The following is a 17,417-nucleotide window of genomic DNA, read 5'->3' on the forward strand; positions in this document are numbered from 1 at the left end:
AAGGAAATAAGCATGGCGTTCAAATTCAAGACCTTTGCGGCAGTAGGAGCCCTGATTGGTTCTCTGGCTCTTGTGGGTTGCGGACAGGATGAGAAAGATCCCAACCACATCAAAGTGGGCGTTATCGTCGGTGCTGAACAGCAGGTTGCCGAAGTTGCGCAGAAAGTCGCAAAAGAAAAATACGGGCTGGACGTAGAACTGGTGACGTTCAATGACTACGTGCTGCCTAACGAAGCGCTGAGCAAAGGCGACATTGATGCCAACGCCTTCCAGCACAAACCGTATCTGGATCAGCAGATCAAAGATCGCGGCTACAAACTGACGCCTGCGGGCAATACTTTTGTCTACCCGATTGCGGGCTACTCCAAAAAAATCAAATCGCTGGATGAACTGCAGGATGGCGCGCAGGTCGCCGTACCAAACGATCCGACCAACCTCGGTCGTTCGCTGCTGTTACTGCAAAAAGTGGGTTTGATCCAACTGAAAGACGGCGTGGGCCTCCTGCCAACCTCACTGGACATTGTCGGAAACCCGAAAAATCTGAAAATTGTCGAACTGGAAGCCCCGCAACTGCCCCGTTCTCTTGATGATGCGCAGATCGCCCTGGCGGTGATCAACACCACCTATGCCAGCCAGATCAACCTGACCCCGGCGAAAGACGGTATCTTTGTGGAAGACAAAGATTCCCCGTACGTCAACCTGATCGTCACCCGTGAAGATAACAAAGATGCGGAAAACGTGAAGAAATTCGTGCAGGCCTATCAGTCTGACGAAGTCTACGAAGCTGCCAATAAAGTCTTTAACGGCGGCGCAGTGAAAGGCTGGTAATTTTTAGGCTCTTTTCTCAAACTGTAATATCATTCAGGACGGGCACTTGCCCGTCTTGTCATTTATGCAAGCTCCTGATTCAATATCTGACAGTTAGATCATTCATTGAGGAAATATTATGCGTGCTTTACCGATCTGTTTATTGGCACTCATGCTGAGCGGCTGTTCCATGCTAAGCAGATCCCCCGTTGAACCTGTTCAAAGCACTCCAACCCCACCTAAAGCGGAGCCGGAAAAACCTAAAGCGCCGCGCGCAGCTCCTGTCAGAATTTATACCAGTGCTGAAGCGCTGGTCGGCAAGCCGTTCCGCGATCTGGGTGAAGTCAGCGGCGACTCATGCCAGGCAACGAATCAGGATTCTCCACCGAGCATCCCTACGGCCCGTAAGCGTATGCAGATTAACGCGTCAAAAATGAAAGCGAATGCCGTCCTGCTGCACAGCTGTGAAGTGACCAGCGGTACGCCGGGCTGCTACCGTCAGGCTGTCTGCATTGGTTCTGCGCTTAACATTTCGGCTAAATGAGTCATTTTCAGTTTGAGCAAATCGGTGTCATTCGCTCACCTTACAAAGAAAAGTTCGCCGTCCCTCGCCAGCCGGGTCTGGTAAAGAGCGCGCATGGCGAACTGCACCTGCTGCCGCCCTTTAATCAGGCCGATGCCGTCCGTGGCCTGGAGGCGTTCAGCCATCTGTGGGTGCTCTTTGTGTTTCATCAGACAATGGAAGGCGGATGGCGTCCGACCGTACGTCCGCCTCGCCTTGGCGGCAATGCGCGCATGGGGGTCTTTGCCACCCGCTCGACGTTTCGCCCAAACCCTGTCGGCATGTCGCTGGTTGAGCTAAAGGACATTTCCTGCCACAAAGAACGCGTCATTCTGAAGCTCGGCAGTCTGGATCTGGTTAATGGAACGCCGGTTATCGACATTAAGCCTTATTTGCCGTTCGCCGAATCGCTTACAGATGCCCGGGCCAGCTATGCGCAACATGCGCCAGTGGCCGAAATGCAGGTAAGCTTTAGTGATGAACTTGAGCGGCAATTCCCGACGCTGGAAAAACGCTACCCGCAGCTTAAAACATTTATTCGCGATGTGCTGGCGCAGGATCCGCGTCCCGCTTATCGTAAAGGTGAAGAAACAGGGAAAACGTACGCGGTCTGGTTGCATGATTTCAACGTGCGCTGGCGCGTAACGGAAACGGGATTTGAAGTCTTTGCGCTCGAACCCCGCTAATTTCATGCCCTTCTCTTTTGACATCCCTTTCTCGCTGGTAAACTAAATCACTTTTTTTGTGTCAGGCTCACGTTGAGCCTGTTCGATCGTCCAACTGGAACCGTAACAACATGCGTACTAGCCAATATCTGCTCTCCACTCTGAAGGAGACACCTGCCGACGCCGAGGTTATCAGCCATCAGCTGATGCTGCGCGCCGGGATGATCCGCAAGCTCGCCTCCGGGTTATATACCTGGCTGCCGACTGGCCTGCGCGTTCTGAAAAAAGTCGAAAACATCGTGCGTGAAGAAATGAACAACGCCGGCGCGATCGAGGTGTCTATGCCAGTGGTTCAGCCAGCTGACCTGTGGCAAGAGAGTGGCCGTTGGGAACAGTACGGTCCGGAATTGCTGCGTTTTGTTGACCGTGGCGAGCGTCCGTTCGTACTCGGCCCAACCCATGAAGAAGTCATCACCGATCTGGTGCGTAACGAACTCAGCTCATATAAGCAGCTGCCGCTGAACTTCTTCCAGATCCAGACGAAGTTCCGTGACGAAGTGCGTCCGCGTTTCGGCGTCATGCGCTCCCGCGAATTCCTGATGAAAGATGCCTATTCTTTCCACACCTCGCAGGAATCCTTGCAGGAAACCTACGACACGATGTACGCCGCCTACAGCAAAATCTTCACCCGTATCGGTCTGGAATTCCGCGCAGTGCAGGCTGACACGGGTTCGATTGGCGGTAGCGCGTCTCACGAATTCCAGGTGCTGGCGCAGAGTGGCGAAGATGACATTATCTTTTCTGACACCTCTGATTACGCCGCCAACATCGAGCTGGCCGAAGCCGTCGCGCCAAAAGCCCCGCGCGCTGCCGCGACGCAGGAGATGACGCTGGTTGATACGCCAAACGCGAAAACTATCGCGGAGTTAGTTGAACAGTTTGCTCTGCCGATTGAGAAAACCGTGAAAACGCTGTTGGTGAAAGCGGTTGAAGGCAGCAGCTATCCGCTGGTTGCGCTGCTGGTTCGCGGCGATCACGAACTGAATGAAGTTAAAGCGGAAAAACTGCCGCAGGTCGCCAGCCCGCTGACCTTCGCAACTGAAGCGGAAATCCGCGCCATCGTCAACGCAGGCCCGGGTTCACTTGGTCCGGTCAACATGCCGATCCCGGTTGTCATCGACCGTACCGTTGCGGCGATGAGCGATTTCGCGGCAGGCGCTAACGTTGACGGCAAGCACTACTTCGGCATCAACTGGGATCGCGACGTGGCAACGCCGGAAGTGGCAGACCTCCGTAACGTGGTCGCAGGCGATCCGAGCCCGGATGGTCAGGGTACGCTGCTTATCAAGCGCGGCATCGAAGTGGGTCATATTTTCCAGTTGGGTACCAAATACTCCGAGGCGCTGAAAGCCGCCGTTCAGGGTGAAGATGGCCGTAACCAGATCCTGACCATGGGCTGCTACGGAATCGGCGTAACACGTGTGGTTGCAGCCGCGATTGAGCAAAACTACGACGAGCGCGGCATCGTGTGGCCCGACGCTATCGCACCGTTCCAGGTCGCTATTCTGCCTATGAATATGCATAAATCTTACCGTGTGCAGGAACTGGCGGAAAAACTGTATGCCGAACTGCGAGCCCAGGGCATTGAAGTGCTGATGGACGACCGTAAAGAACGTCCAGGCGTGATGTTCGCGGATATGGAGCTGATCGGTATTCCTCACACTATCGTGCTGGGCGACCGTAACCTCGACAATGACGACATCGAATACAAATATCGTCGTAATGGCGAGAAGCAATTGATTAAAACCGGTGACATCGTTAGCTATCTGGTTAAACAGATCAAAGGCTGATGCACAAAAAACCCCGCAGCCGCGGGGTTTTTCTTTTTCATACTCATGCGCTATTGCTGAGCACAGCTTTTACCCGGCATAAACGTAATCGCTTTATCCGCGTTCAGGGTCTTCACTGGCGCTCCCGTGTCCGGGTTGGCTTCAAGCGTGAAGTGCCCTTCCACCGACAACAGGACGGGTTTTTCGCTGTTCCCTCTGGCAGCAAGATAACCGCGCTCAAGCTCGGCGTTATTCGCCACAGAAACACGCTTACCAGTTGCACAATCGGTAAAGGTCGCTGCATCTGCCATATAGAAATACATACCGCGCATCGGCATTGGGGTTACCGGTAAAGTGGCCTTCACGGGTTCGAGCGTATAGTTAAACTGCGACTCAACCGGGTTGCCTTCACGGTCGAGCATCTCAAGCGCATCGCCTTTAGCGCGATAATACGCTTTCTCGCCCTTACTGTCGGTGAGCACCAGCTTATCGGCGGTCCGCGCCCAGGTACCATAGGAAGCAAAGGAAGATGGTTCGTCACGGACGCCCTGGTAGCGTTCATTCATCACCCAGGTGCCATCTTTTTCAAGAAACAACGAGGTTTCAATTCCTTCACAATCTGCGCACGGTAAAATGCCCCGCCAGCTTTGCTGCATCGGTTTAAGTTCCGCAGCCTGCGTCGGTTGCAGGACATCGACTTCTGAACGGTTGTTACAACCTAACAATGAAAAAAGCGAAAGCGCTGCTATCGCCGAAATGAGTGTCTTTTTCACCCCGAATTCCTTCTGCATTTTTATTCCTGCCCGTCAATCCACGCGACGGACTTTACCGCGGAGGGCTTTCACTGTGGATTTTTGCGCTTTCGAAGACAATCTTCGTTCTTTCGAGGCGCGCGTTGGCCGGGTTGCCCGTCGGCTTTTTTGTTCCGCGGTGAGTTCTTTGATCACTGCCACCAGTCGGGCCAGCGCCGCTTCACGGTTTAGCGTCTGGCTTCGGTATTCCTGCGCCTTAATGATAATGACGCCATCAGGGCTAATCAGGTGATGACTGGCAGCAAGTAAACGTTCTTTGTAATACTCTGGCAGGCCAGAGGCCCGGATGTCAAAACGCAAATGGATCGCCGTTGAGGCTTTATTCACATGCTGTCCGCCTGCGCCCTGCGCGCGAATTGCCGTAATTTCCAGCTCATCATCGGCGATAGAGACGTTTCGCGAAATAACAATCATGCCGGTTGTTGCCAGGCAGCCAGATGAATTTCCAGATTATTCTGAGCATCCGAAAGCCAGATGGCTCCGTCCTGAATGGTGGCTTGCAACGTCATCGTCCGTTCCGCGAAGGCGCTTAACTTCGCCAGTTGCTCATCATCAAGATACCAGACTGCCAGATTCGGAAACTGTGCGCACTTATTCTGGTTCTGCTGCCACCAGATCTGCGCCGCTCGACTGTTGTAAGCAAACAGCGCAACGTTTTTCGCCTGGGTGCAGGCTTTCTTGATCCGCCGCTCTTCCGGTAACCCCAGTTCAATCCACAGATCGATCCCCAAATGGTCGTTACGCAGCCAGGCCTCCGGCTCGTCTTCTGCGCTCAAACCTCGCGTAAACTGCAAGCGCTCATCCGCATATTTGATCCACGCCAGCAGGCGCAGCATCATGCGCTCCTGGGTTTCTGAAGGATGACGGGCCAGCGTCAACGGCGCGTCCAGAAACTGGTTGCGGTCCAGGTCCGCCACATTTACCACGGCTTTGTATATTGTCGCTTTAAGCGCCATGAAAAAACTCCTTTCGAATCAGGCAAACATTGTAACGAAAACGACGACAAAAGGCTGTTAATGGTTCGGCTATCAAGCTGCTGATTTCGGCGGAATGGCTGTGGTATAGTCACCTTGCTAAACAGAGTTTATCTTCGTAGGCTTAGACTTGCATCCACGGTGAAGTCAGAATACTGACAGGAGGGCATGTGGAAAAATATTGTGAGTTAATACGCAGGCGGTATGCGGAAATAGCCAGCGGAGACTTAGGGTATGTCCCGGATGCGCTGGGGTGCGTTTTAAAGGTGCTTAACGAAATGGCCGCAGACAGCGACCTTTCAGAGTCGGTCAGGGAAAAGGCGGCGTATGCTGCTGCGAACTTACTGGTGAGCGATTATGTCAATGAATGAAACATATCAACCCATCAATTGCGATGACTACGACAACCTTGAGCTCGCCTGCCAGCATCATCTGTTGCTGACGCTGGAACTGAAAGATGGCGAAGTTCTGCAGGCAAAAGCCAGCGATCTGGTGTCGCGTAAAAATGTGGAATACCTGATTACCGACGTTGCAGGTGAAACGCGCGAACTGCGTCTCGACAAAATCGCCAGCTTCAGTCACCCGGAAATCGGTACCGTGGTGGTCAGCGAATCCTGAATAGTGGTCGCCGGATGGCGCTACGCTTACCCGGCCTACAATGTGCGGTTACTGTAGGAGGAATAAGCGTAGCGCCATTCGGCATTTTAGTCTGCTTCCCGCCATAACAGCTGTAGTCCCTCTTCCTCCACCGCCATCCCTTCATCAGTGACAAAAACGCCAGCGGCAGCAATGAGCGTATCGCCGTAAAACAGCAAAGGCGTAGTATCACGTCGCCAGGGTGGAACCCCGAGTTCCTGCCAAACCTTCTTCAGCTTACGTCCACCGTTCCGTCCGACGATATACAGCAGGCCCGGCGCTTTAAAGCGAATGGAAACCGGTTCATCCGTTCGCGGTGTTCTCAGTTCACCGCCGGGCGCCAGCGCGACTTCGCCCAGCCCGGCGGGCAGCATGAGCGGCTTGCGCCTGTCTCGCCATGCCAGCGTCGTTTCACTCTGACCGCCAACCGATTTTATCCACCACAGCTGCGCCTGGTAGCGGCGAACCTCATACGCGCCAAAACGCAAACAGGGTGCAGCGTCTTCACGCGCCAGCGCCACTTCCTGCCAGATGCGCTCAAGGCCGTCACGCGAGGGCATCGGCGCATCCTTCGTCGCCAGCCAGCGGCGGATCACTGCGGCGCGGCGAGACTGGCTCATCGACAGCAGCGGCGCGAGCTGCAGCGTACCGTGCGGGGTAACGCAGCCTGACAGCTCTTCCGCCAGCAGTTCATCCAGCAGGCTTTCCTGGCTGGCGCACAGCGCCGCGCTGCGCGCCGTCGCTTCAGCAAAATGCGGCCAGCGCTGTTGCAGAAGCGGCAGCACACGCAGGCGCAGGAAGTTACGATCGTAGGCATCATCCTGATTGCTTTCATCTTCAATCCAGCGAAGCTGATGATCCGTTGCCCACTTTTCCAGGTCGCGACGGCTTTGCTGCAGCAAGGGACGAATAAGGTGGGTACCCGCAAACGCGGACACCTCGGCCATTGCGGAAAGTCCCGCCGGCCCACTACCGCGCTTGAGCGCCAGCAGAAATGTTTCACATTGATCGTCAAGATGCTGGGCGGTCGCCAGCACTTCCCCTGGCAACAGCGCCTGTGCGAATGCTTTATAGCGCGCCTGTCTGGCATGCGCTTCCGTGCCCAGCCCTTCATGCGCCAGCTGTACGCGCTCAACCACCAGCGGCACCTGCCACTGCGCGCATACCGCCTCACAGTGCGCCACCCACGCATCGGCATGAGTGCTCAGGCCGTGATGAATATGAATCGCCCGTAGCGTGATACCTGGCTGCTGGGCCCGCCATTGCACGAGTTGATGCAGAAGAACGGTAGAGTCCAGCCCGCCGCTGTATGCGACGAGAATTTGCTGAGCGCTAAACAGTGAAGTCTTCAGGGTGAGTGTAGTCATGGCGATTATTTACAGTGACGTTGCCCGGCACGTTACCGGGCAATCCTCGCGATCGCAAGTCTCACTGTTCATACAGTTCGAGCGGCAGGCCATCCGGATCGTTAAAAAAGGTGAAACGCTTGCCGGTAAACGGATCAACGCGTACAGCTTCGCATTTGACGTTTTTCGCCGCAAGGTGCGCGATAGCCTTCTCCACGTCATCAACGCTGAAAGCCAGATGGCGCAGACCGCAGGCCTCCGGTCGGCTTGGGCGCTGCGGCGGAAAGGGGAACGAAAACAGCTCAATGACATATTGCCCGTTCAGCGCGAGATCGCCTTTCCAGGAATCACGCTCCTCTCTGTAAGCTTCACTCATCAGGGTAAAGCCCAGCACATCGCAGTAGAACGCCTTACTTACCGCATAGTCGGTGGCGATAATTGCAATATGATGAACCTGTTTTAATCCCAGCATAGTGTCAGTGTCTCCATGTTATGTTATCTGCACGTTACCCGCCCGGGGTCCGCGAAAGCAAGCCGTTACGCGCTTTTTAAGACTCGTACGTGGTACACGCCATCATCATCCTGTTTTGCGCCGTGAATATCCGTTTCAAAGCCAGGATAGTGGTGCCCTATCGAGCAGAGCATCAGGAGAAAGTCGAGCACCGCGCGGCTCTGCTCGGTGATCATCTCCCCCGGCATCAGCAGCGGCACGCCCGGCGGATACGGCAGGATCATATTAGCTGACACTCGCCCAACCAGTTGATCCAGCGTTACCGTCTCCACCTCGCCTTTGATCTGCCGCTGCCACGCCTGATGCGGCGTCATAATCATATCCGGCAGCGTGTCGAACGCCCGCAGCATGAGCCCGGAAAGATCGTGTTGGCGAATCAGTTTATGGATCCCCTGCGCCAGATCCTGAATGCGCATATTGCGATAAAAATCAGGATCTTCAGCGTACAGATCCGGCAACATGTTCTTCACTCGCAGGTTAAGATCATAGGCCCGCTTAAATTCGGTCAAACCGCGCAACAGTCCCATTGCCCGGGTTTTATCAATACCGATACTGAACAAAAACAGTAAATTGTAGGGGCCGGTTTTCTCAACGACCACGCCGCGTTCATCAAGAAATTTCGCCACCAGCGCGGCGGGGATGCCCTCATCGCTCATGTTCCCTTGCTCATCCATCCCCGGCGTCAGGATCGTGACTTTCACCGGATCGAGAAACATATGATCGTCGTCGGCGTCGGTGAAACCGTGCCAGTCCGCGCCTGGCGCGACAGGCCAGCATTCGGCTTCATCGACCTCCTCCGGCTGCCAGATATCAAAGAACCAGCCCTCGGACTCCTCTCGAAGCCGCTGAATCTCTTTGCGAAAATGCAGCGCCCGCTCCACCGAGCGGTTAATTAACCGCTTGCCCGGGTTACCGCGCAGCATCGCCGCTGCCGTTTCAATGGAGGCGACAATGGGATAGCTCGGCGAAGTGGAAGTGTGCATCATAAACGCTTCATTAAAGGTCTCTTCGTCGTACTCACCTTTAATATGAATCAGAGAAGCCTGGGATAGCGCGGCCAGCATCTTGTGCGTCGATTGCGTTTCGAAAATCACTTTTCCGGGCACCCGATCGCCACTCATGCCGCTTTTACCCTGGTAGATGGGATGAAAATGCGTATATGGCACCCAGGCGGAATCAAAGTGGATCGACGGCACATCCAGCGTCTGCTTGATCCAGTTGGTGTTGTAGAGCAAGCCGTCATAAGTTGAGTTGGTAATGACGGCGTGTACCGGCCACTGCGCCTGCGGCGTTTCGGTGACTTTACGTTCAATACTCGCGCGCGTGAACTCGCGTCGGGGGATGCCGCCCAGGATGCCGAGCGCATTCCGCGTCGGTTTCAGCCATAAAGGGACAACGTCGCTCATCATCAACAAATGCGCCAGCGACTTATGACAGTTGCGGTCAATCAGCAGCGTGCTCCCCGTCGGCGCGGCGTACATGCCAACGATTTTATTCGATGTCGACGTCCCGTTGGTCACCATGTAGCTCTGTTCAGCGCCGAAGGTGCGGGCAATATACTCCTCGGCTTCCAGATGCGGGCCGCTATGATCGAGCAGCGAACCGAGTTCTGTGACAGAAATCGAGACATCCGCCTTCAGCGTATTGCCGCCGAAAAAATCATAGAACAGACAGCCTACCGGACTCTTTTGATAGGCGGTTCCCGCCATGTGTCCCGGCGTACAGAAGGTGTATTTCCCCTCTTTCACATAGGTGAATAACGCTTTGGTGAAAGGCGGCGTAATATTGTCGAGATACTCACCGGTATATTGACGGATACGCGTGGCGATATCTTCCGCCTGTCCCAGCGCGTACTCAAAAAACCACAGCGCCATACGCATATCATGTACGCTGACATCCATGGTGGAATGGGTATTGATAAAAGCGTACAGCGGCAGATATTCGTTTAACTGATTAATGTCGCTGCACAGATCGAGACTGTATTCATCCCAGTCAAAAATAACGCCGCAAATACGCGGATTGTGTTCAATAAACTTCAGCAGATCGACGCTGTTTTGTGGCCAGATAATCTGGAACCCTTGCGATTGCAGCGCGCGCTCAAGCTCCTTAATGGGCTCATCTTTATAAAAAACGCCGTGTGGTCCCATAATGGCAATGATATTCATGCGCTCCTCCTGGAAAATCCTTAGCTAATCATAGACTGTTCAAACCGCAGGTAAAAAAAAGGGCCACAATTCGTGGCCCTTTTCAGAATGGTCAACGCTTACGCGTAGCCGTAGCTCATCAGACGCTGATAGCGACGGTTTTTCAGATCGTCAGTGCTTAGCACATCAAGATCCGCAAGGTCAGCCAGCAGTTGCGCTTTCAGCGACGCGGCCATTGCTTCCGGGTTACGGTGCGCGCCGCCCAGCGGTTCCTGAATAATGGAATCGATCAGCTTCAGCTCTTTCAGGCGTGGCGCGATAATCCCCATCGCTTCTGCGGCCAGCGGCGCTTTATCTGCGCTTTTCCACAGAATGGACGCACAGCCTTCCGGAGAGATAACCGAATAGGTGCTGTATTGCAGCATATTCACTTTGTCACCCACACCGATCGCCAGCGCGCCGCCGGAGCCGCCTTCACCGATAACGGTGCAGATGACCGGCACGCTGAGGCGCGACATTTCGCGCAGGTTACGCGCGATGGCTTCAGACTGGCCGCGCTCTTCCGCCCCGACGCCCGGGTAAGCGCCCGGGGTGTCAATGAAGGTCACGATCGGCATCTTAAAACGTTCGGCCATTTCCATCAGACGCAGCGCTTTACGGTAGCCTTCTGGCGCTGGCATACCGAAGTTACGACGGATTTTTTCTTTGGTTTCACGGCCTTTCTGATGGCCAATGACCATCACCGGACGACCATCCAGACGCGCGATACCGCCGACAATTGCTTTGTCGTCCGCATAAGCGCGGTCGCCCGCCAGTTCGTCAAATTCCTCAAACGCCAGGCGAACATAATCCAGGGTGTAAGGACGCTGCGGGTGGCGCGCCAGTTGGGCTACCTGCCATGCGCCGAGATCGGCGAAGATTTTGCGCGTCAGTTCTACGCTTTTTTCACGCAGACGATGCACTTCTTCATCGATGTTAATATCCAGTTTCTCGTCCTGACGGCTCACCGCAGTCAGAGAATCGATTTTTGCTTCCAGCTCGGCAATCGGCTGTTCAAAATCAAGGAAATTCAGACTCATAGTATTCCTGTATTAGTCAAACTCCAGTTCCACCTGCTCCGAACCAATGAGGCCACGGAGATCGTTGAGTAAACGATCGCTCGGAGAAACGCGCCACGTCGCGCCAAAACGCAACCGCGCGCGCGCATCCGCCCTCTGATAGTAGAGATGTACTGGAATTGTCCCCGAGCGGTGGGGTTCCAGAGACTGACGGAGTCGGTTTAAAAGCTGGTCATCAATTTGCCTGTCCGTCAGCGAGATAGCAAGCCCGCGAGCATATTTTTCCCGGGCTTCGTCAATATCCATCACTTCGCGGGCGGTCATTTTAAGCCCCCCGCTGAAGTCATCAAAGCTGACCTGTCCGCTGACGATAAGTATGCGGTCTTTTTCCAGCAGTTGCTGGTATTTATCCAGAGCGTCGGTAAATAACATGACTTCAAGACGTCCGGAACGGTCATCCAGCGTACAGATGCCGATACGATTGCCGCGCTTGGTGACCATAACCCTTGCGGCAATGACGAGCCCCGCAGCCGTGGTGACTTTACCACGTTCTGTCGGATGCATGTCTTTCAGCCTGTAGCCTCCGACATAGCGCTCAATTTCTTTTAAATACTGGTTGATGGGGTGCCCCGTCAGGTACAGACCCAACGTTTCGCGCTCGCCATCCAGCACCACCTGCTCCGGCCACGGCTGGCAGCTGGCGTAGGACTGCTCAATTTGTTCCGGCTCTTCCGCCAGTACGCCGAACATATCGGCCTGACCAATCGCTTCCGCTTTGGCATGTTGATCGGCGGCCTTTAACGCATCGCCAAGCGAATTCATCAACGCGGCGCGGTGGGGTCCCAGGCGGTCAAACGCCCCGGACATAATTAACTTTTCCAGTACCCGGCGGTTCAGTTTTTTGGTGTCAGTACGGGCGCAAAGATCGAACAGCTCGCGGAAGTATCCGCCGTTGTTGCGCGCCTCGATGATCGCCTCAATCGGGCCTTCACCAACACCTTTGATCGCCCCGATACCGTAAACGATCTCACCTTCGTCGTTAACGTGAAAGTGATACAGGCCGGAATTGATGTCCGGCGGCAGGATCTTCAGCCCCATCCGCCAACATTCGTCCACCAGACCTACCACTTTTTCCGTGTTATCCATATCGGCGGTCATAACCGCCGCCATAAATTCGGCGGGATAGTGCGCCTTCAGCCATAGCGTCTGATAGGAGACCAGCGCATACGCGGCGGAGTGTGACTTGTTAAATCCGTAACCGGCGAATTTCTCCACCAGGTCAAAGATTTTCATCGCCAGTTCGCCGTCGATCCCGTTCTTCTTCGCGCCCTCTTCAAAGACAGATCGCTGTTTGGCCATCTCTTCCGGCTTTTTCTTACCCATCGCACGACGTAACATGTCCGCGCCGCCGAGGGTATAACCAGACAGCACCTGGGCGATCTGCATGACCTGTTCCTGATACAGGATGATGCCATAGGTCGGTTCCAGTACGGGCTTCAGGCTTTCGTGCTGCCACTGTACGTCAGGATAAGAAATTTCTTCACGCCCGTGCTTACGGTCGATGAAGTTATCCACCATCCCCGACTGCAGCGGGCCCGGGCGGAACAGCGCCACCAGCGCGATCATATCTTCAAAGCAGTCAGGTTGCAGACGCTTGATCAAATCTTTCATGCCGCGGGATTCAAGCTGGAACACCGCCGTGGTTTCCGAGCGTTGCAGCATGTCGAAGCTTTTCTTGTCATCCAGCGGGATGGCCGCAATATCCAGCGGCGGCTCGCCGTTTTTCTCACGACGGGCGTTAATCATTTCCAGCGCCCAGTTGATAATCGTGAGCGTTCGCAGGCCGAGGAAGTCAAACTTCACCAGCCCGGCGTATTCCACGTCGTTTTTATCAAACTGCGTAACCGGGTGCAGCCCCTGCTCATCGCAATACAGCGGCGCAAAATCGGTAATTTTCGTCGGGGCGATAACCACACCACCGGCGTGCTTACCGGCGTTACGCGTGACGCCCTCCAGCTTACGCGCCATGTCGATCAGCGCTTTGACCTCTTCGTCGGCTTCGTAGATTTCCGGCAGTTGCGGCTCAGCTTCAAACGCTTTTGCCAGGGTCATGCCCGGATCGGGCGGCACCAGCTTTGAAATACGGTCTACGAAGCCATACGGATGGCCCAGCACGCGGCCCACGTCACGGATAACCGCTTTCGCCGCCATGGTACCGAAAGTAATAATCTGCGATACCGCATCACGCCCATACATGTCCGCCACGTGCTCGATCACCTGGTCGCGTTTCTCCATACAGAAGTCAACGTCGAAGTCAGGCATCGAAACACGCTCCGGGTTAAGGAAGCGTTCGAACAGCAGGTCAAATTCCAGCGGGTCGAGGTCGGTGATTTTCAGCGCGTAGGCCACCAGCGATCCCGCGCCGGAACCACGGCCTGGCCCGACCGGCACGCCGTTATCCTTCGACCACTGGATAAACTCCATCACGATCAGAAAGTAGCCGGGGAACCCCATCTGGTTAATAACCTGTAGCTCAATGTCCAGACGCTCGTCATATTCCGGGCGGCGTTTTTTACGCTCTTCTGCATCCGGGAACAGGAATTCAAGACGCTCTTCAAGACCTTCTTTCGATTTCTTGACCAGATAGTCTTCGGTGGTCATATCACCGGTCGGAAACTGCGGCAGGAAATATTCGCCCAGACGCACCGTCACGTTACAGCGTTTGGCGATCTCAACGGTGTTTTCCAGTGCTTCCGGAATGTCCGAGAACAGCTCGCACATCTCCTCTTCCGTACGCATATACTGCTGCGGCGAATAGTTACGTGGGCGCTTAGGATCGTCGAGAGTAAAACCGTCGTGAATGGCGACGCGAATTTCATGCGCGTCAAAATCATCGCTGTTAATAAAGCGCACGTCGTTGGTAGCGACGACCGGCAAGCCGCGCGCTTCCGCCAGTTCTACGGCTGCGTGCAAATAGCTTTCTTCATCCTGTCTGCCGGTACGGATCAGCTCAAGGAAGTAACGATCCGGGAAATGCGTTTCATAGAACGAGACGCACTCTTCAACCAGCGCGCTATTACCCCGCAACAGGCTGCGGCCAACGTCGCCCATGCGTCCACCGGAAAGCAGAATTAACCCCTCTTTCAGTTCGATCAACCAGTCGCGATCGATAACCGGACCCGCCGCGCCGTAGCCGCGTTGATAGGCTTTAGAAATGAGCAGCGTAAGGTTCTGATAACCGGTGTTATTCGACGCCAGCACCGTTAAATGGGTGAGTTCTTCGCCCATTTGTTCGCTCTGAACGTGGAAATCGGCGCCAACAATGGGTTTAATCCCGGCGCCATGACCCGCCCCGTAGAACTTCACCAGACCGCAAAGGTTGGTAAAATCGGTGATCGCCAGCGCGGGCATGCCCAGTGCGGCCGCCTTTTTCACCAGCGGTCCGGTTTTGGCCAGCCCATCGATCATGGAGTAGTCGCTGTGCACCCGCAGGTGGACGAAACGAGGTTCAGACATCTTCAGATTCCTTTAACCCAGAGATCAGGACGCGAGTCCCAGTGCGCGTTTGACCGGGCCAAAGCTGCGTCGATGGTGCTCTGTCGCGCCATGAGCAGCCAGCGCCTCCAGATGAAAAGCGGTTGGATACCCTTTGTGCTGGGCAAAACCGTACTGCGGGAAAACGCTATCCAGCGCGGCCATTTCCGCATCCCGCGTGACTTTCGCCAGAATAGACGCAGCGCTGATTTCCGCCACACGGCTGTCGCCTTTTACCACCGCCATTGACGGTACCGGCAGCGCGGGGCAGCGATTGCCGTCGATGAGCACGTATTCCGGCGCAATATGCAGACCAGCGACCGCACGCTGCATCGCCAGCATGGTGGCATGAAGAATATTCAGCTCATCTATCTCATGCGGCTCCGCACGGCCCAGACTCCAGCTTAACGCTTTTTCTTTGATTTCGTCATACAGCGCCAGACGGCGCTTTTCAGATAATTTTTTAGAATCGTTAAGACCCACAATCGGACGCGTCGGGTCGAGAATCACAGCGGCAGTCACCACCGCGCCGACCAACGGTCCCCGTCCAACTTCATCCACACCGGCGACTAAATGCGTGTGCGGATAAACAAATTCGATCATTGTGCTAACTCCAGAACCGCGTCAGCCGCCTGCTCGTCGGCATTGCAGCGGATCTGCTGATGCAGTTCGCGGAAAGTATCATGCATCGCATGGCTGGTTTTACCGTTAGCCAGAAGCGGCAGTAGCGCTTGCGCGAGTTTCTGCGGCTCGCACTCTTCCTGCAGCAGCTCTTTGACGAGTTCTCTCCCTGCCAGCAGATTCGGCAACGACACATAGTCGGTTTTCACCAGCCGCTTCGCCAGCCAGAAGGTAAACGGCTTCATGCGATAGCCTACCACCATCGGGCACTTCGCCAGCATACACTCAAGCGCGGCGGTTCCCGACGCCAGCAGCGCGGCGTCGCTGGCGACCATCGCTTCGCGTCCCATCCCGTCAAGCAGATGCACGGACAGTTCCGGTGCGACATCCGCTTTGATTTTCTCAAACTGTTCGCGCCGTTTGGCATTCACTAACGGCACCACGACTTCGAGATCGGGGTAATGCTGACGCAAGCGCTGCGCCGTTTTCAGGAAGTCGGCGCTGAGCATCTCCACTTCTGCGCCACGGCTACCGGGCAGCAACGCCAGGCAATGGGCGTCATGCGGAATGCCCAGGACATCACGGGCCGCGTTTTTATCCGGGTCAAGCGGCATGGCATCCGCCATCGTGTGTCCAATAAAACGGCACGGCACGTTATATTTATCGTAAAACGCTTTTTCGAAAGGCAGAAAAGCCAGCACCATATTGGTGGATCTGCCTATTTTGAAAACACGTTTCTGCCGCCACGCCCAGACGGACGGACTGACATAATGAATGGTTTTGATACCCTGTTTTTTCAGGTTGCCTTCCAGGGTGATGTTGAAGTCAGGCGCATCAATCCCTACAAAGACATCCGGCTTAAGCCCGGTAAAACGACGGGTTAAATCGGCGCGAATGTGCAGCAGGCGACGGAGGCGTCCAAGCACCTCAACAATCCCCATAACCGCCAGTTCTTCCATTTCGTACCAGGCTTCACAGCCTTCAGCCTGCATACGCGGCCCCGCTACGCCGACAAAACGGGCGTGGGGGACACGCGCCTTCAGGGCGCGGATCAAGCCTGCGCCAAGAATATCGCCGGAGGTTTCTCCGGCGACCAGGGCAATCGTTAAAGGACGCTGTTCAGCCATTAACGAATCAAACCGCGCGTTGAGCGGGCAAAAAAGTCGCTGAACGGTTGCACTTCCGGATACTGCTTCGCTAGCTCGGCGATTTCCGGTTTTGCTTCATCCAGCGTTTTACCGCTGCGATACAGCGCTTTATATGCGTTGCGGATCGCGGTGATCGCTTCGCGGGTAAAGCCGCGGCGCTTCAGCCCTTCAATGTTCACGCCAAACGGCGTGGCGTGGTTGCCCTGCGCGATAACGAACGGCGGAACGTCCTGAGCGACGCCAGAACAGCCGCCCACCATCACGTGCGCGCCGATAATACAGAACTGGTGCACGGCGGTCATGCCGCCGATGATGACGTAATCGTCCAGCGAAACATGGCCCGCGAGGGTTGCGTTATTCGCCAGAATACAGCGATCGCCTATTGTGCAATCGTGCGCCACGTGGGCGTTGATCATCAGCAGGTTATCGCTGCCCACCTTCGTTAATCCACCGCCCTGCACCGTGCCACGATGAATGGTTACGCTTTCGCGAATGCGGTTACGATCGCCAATTTCCACACGGGTCGGTTCACCAGCGTATTTCAGATCCTGGTTCACTTCACCGATAGAGGCGAACTGATAAATCTCGTTATCACGGCCAATTTTGGTGTGGCCATTCACGACAACGTGAGACTTCAGTACGGTACCCTCACCAATTTCAACATGGGGTCCAACGAGACAAAAAGGTCCAATGTGGACGTTAGCGCCAAGAGAAGCGCCTTCTTCCACAATGGCGGTTGGATGAATAAAGGCGGATTTATCAATCACGTA

At 55.1% G+C, this 17,417-nt stretch carries 17 protein-coding genes; 6 read left to right on the forward strand and 11 right to left on the reverse strand.

Annotated elements, in window-relative coordinates; genetic code table 11:
• Positions 1-12 precede the first annotated feature (12 nt).
• From metQ to proS, 4 genes are all read left to right on the forward strand, one after another.
• Entirely contained in the window at positions 13-828 is an 816-nt protein-coding gene (gene metQ / locus HVX72_RS16805) for a methionine ABC transporter substrate-binding lipoprotein MetQ (RefSeq protein WP_060570041.1), read from the forward strand.
• 118 nt (positions 829-946) lie between these two features.
• The gene (gene rcsF, locus HVX72_RS16810; protein ID WP_042289817.1) at positions 947-1,351 is read left to right on the forward strand and encodes an Rcs stress response system protein RcsF; all 405 of its coding nucleotides are present in this window, start codon (positions 947-949) and stop codon (positions 1,349-1,351) included.
• Positions 1,348-2,055 (forward strand): tRNA (N6-threonylcarbamoyladenosine(37)-N6)-methyltransferase TrmO, encoded by a 708-nt coding sequence (gene tsaA / locus HVX72_RS16815; RefSeq protein ID WP_181821934.1) that lies wholly within the window; start codon positions 1,348-1,350, stop codon positions 2,053-2,055. Before rcsF ends, tsaA begins: the two co-directional genes overlap by 4 nt.
• A 110-nt stretch (positions 2,056-2,165) precedes the next feature.
• Positions 2,166-3,884, forward strand: a complete 1,719-nt coding sequence (gene proS / locus HVX72_RS16820) for a proline--tRNA ligase (RefSeq protein WP_181821935.1) — start codon at positions 2,166-2,168, stop codon at positions 3,882-3,884.
• Between the two features lie 50 nt (positions 3,885-3,934).
• Here proS and nlpE read toward each other — a convergent pair whose 3' ends face one another.
• From nlpE to HVX72_RS16835, 3 genes are read right to left on the reverse strand one after another with little or no spacing between them, the layout of a single operon-like run.
• Positions 3,935-4,654, reverse strand: coding sequence for an envelope stress response activation lipoprotein NlpE (nlpE, locus tag HVX72_RS16825; RefSeq protein WP_042289824.1), 720 nt, complete (start codon positions 4,652-4,654; stop codon positions 3,935-3,937).
• 15 nt (positions 4,655-4,669) lie between these two features.
• Positions 4,670-5,089 (reverse strand): alternative ribosome rescue aminoacyl-tRNA hydrolase ArfB, encoded by a 420-nt coding sequence (arfB, locus tag HVX72_RS16830; RefSeq protein WP_042289827.1) that lies wholly within the window; start codon positions 5,087-5,089, stop codon positions 4,670-4,672.
• Entirely contained in the window at positions 5,086-5,631 is a 546-nt protein-coding gene (locus HVX72_RS16835; protein ID WP_042289829.1) for a YaeQ family protein, read from the reverse strand. Before HVX72_RS16835 ends, arfB begins: the two co-directional genes overlap by 4 nt.
• A 188-nt stretch (positions 5,632-5,819) precedes the next feature.
• On the opposite strand from HVX72_RS16835, the gene HVX72_RS16840 reads away from it, so the two are divergent.
• Together HVX72_RS16840 and rof are read left to right on the forward strand one after the other, a co-directional pair.
• Positions 5,820-6,020 carry a YaeP family protein gene (locus HVX72_RS16840; RefSeq protein ID WP_042289831.1) on the forward strand — a complete coding sequence of 67 codons (201 nt, stop codon included), beginning with the start codon at positions 5,820-5,822 and terminating at the stop codon, positions 6,018-6,020.
• Positions 6,007-6,267: a Rho-binding antiterminator gene (gene rof / locus HVX72_RS16845; protein ID WP_042289833.1), complete on the forward strand. Its 261-nt coding sequence runs from the start codon at positions 6,007-6,009 to the stop codon at positions 6,265-6,267. Before HVX72_RS16840 ends, rof begins: the two co-directional genes overlap by 14 nt.
• Positions 6,268-6,353: 86 nt before the next feature.
• Here rof and tilS read toward each other — a convergent pair whose 3' ends face one another.
• From tilS to lpxA, 8 genes are all read right to left on the reverse strand, one after another.
• The gene (gene tilS, locus HVX72_RS16850) at positions 6,354-7,652 is read right to left on the reverse strand and encodes a tRNA lysidine(34) synthetase TilS (RefSeq protein WP_181821936.1); all 1,299 of its coding nucleotides are present in this window, start codon (positions 7,650-7,652) and stop codon (positions 6,354-6,356) included.
• 61 nt (positions 7,653-7,713) lie between these two features.
• On the reverse strand, positions 7,714-8,103 hold the full coding sequence (locus tag HVX72_RS16855; protein WP_042289838.1) for a VOC family protein: 390 nt from the start codon (positions 8,101-8,103) through the stop codon (positions 7,714-7,716).
• A 65-nt stretch (positions 8,104-8,168) separates the two neighbouring features.
• Entirely contained in the window at positions 8,169-10,307 is a 2,139-nt protein-coding gene (gene ldcC, locus HVX72_RS16860; RefSeq protein ID WP_060570037.1) for a lysine decarboxylase LdcC, read from the reverse strand.
• Positions 10,308-10,405: 98 nt separating this feature from the next.
• Entirely contained in the window at positions 10,406-11,365 is a 960-nt protein-coding gene (gene accA / locus HVX72_RS16865; protein ID WP_042289841.1) for an acetyl-CoA carboxylase carboxyl transferase subunit alpha, read from the reverse strand.
• Positions 11,366-11,377: 12 nt separating this feature from the next.
• Positions 11,378-14,860 (reverse strand): DNA polymerase III subunit alpha, encoded by a 3,483-nt coding sequence (gene dnaE, locus HVX72_RS16870; protein WP_042289844.1) that lies wholly within the window; start codon positions 14,858-14,860, stop codon positions 11,378-11,380.
• 24 nt (positions 14,861-14,884) lie between these two features.
• Positions 14,885-15,481: a ribonuclease HII gene (gene rnhB, locus HVX72_RS16875; RefSeq protein WP_181821937.1), complete on the reverse strand. Its 597-nt coding sequence runs from the start codon at positions 15,479-15,481 to the stop codon at positions 14,885-14,887.
• Entirely contained in the window at positions 15,478-16,626 is a 1,149-nt protein-coding gene (lpxB, locus tag HVX72_RS16880) for a lipid-A-disaccharide synthase (RefSeq protein ID WP_060570034.1), read from the reverse strand. The genes rnhB and lpxB overlap by 4 nt, the downstream gene beginning before the upstream one ends.
• Entirely contained in the window at positions 16,626-17,414 is a 789-nt protein-coding gene (gene lpxA / locus HVX72_RS16885) for an acyl-ACP--UDP-N-acetylglucosamine O-acyltransferase (protein ID WP_042289853.1), read from the reverse strand. The genes lpxB and lpxA overlap by 1 nt, the downstream gene beginning before the upstream one ends.
• Positions 17,415-17,417 lie beyond the last annotated feature (3 nt).

Source organism: Citrobacter sp. RHB21-C05 (assembly GCF_013889015.1).
Lineage (GTDB): Bacteria > Pseudomonadota > Gammaproteobacteria > Enterobacterales > Enterobacteriaceae > Citrobacter_A > Citrobacter_A sedlakii.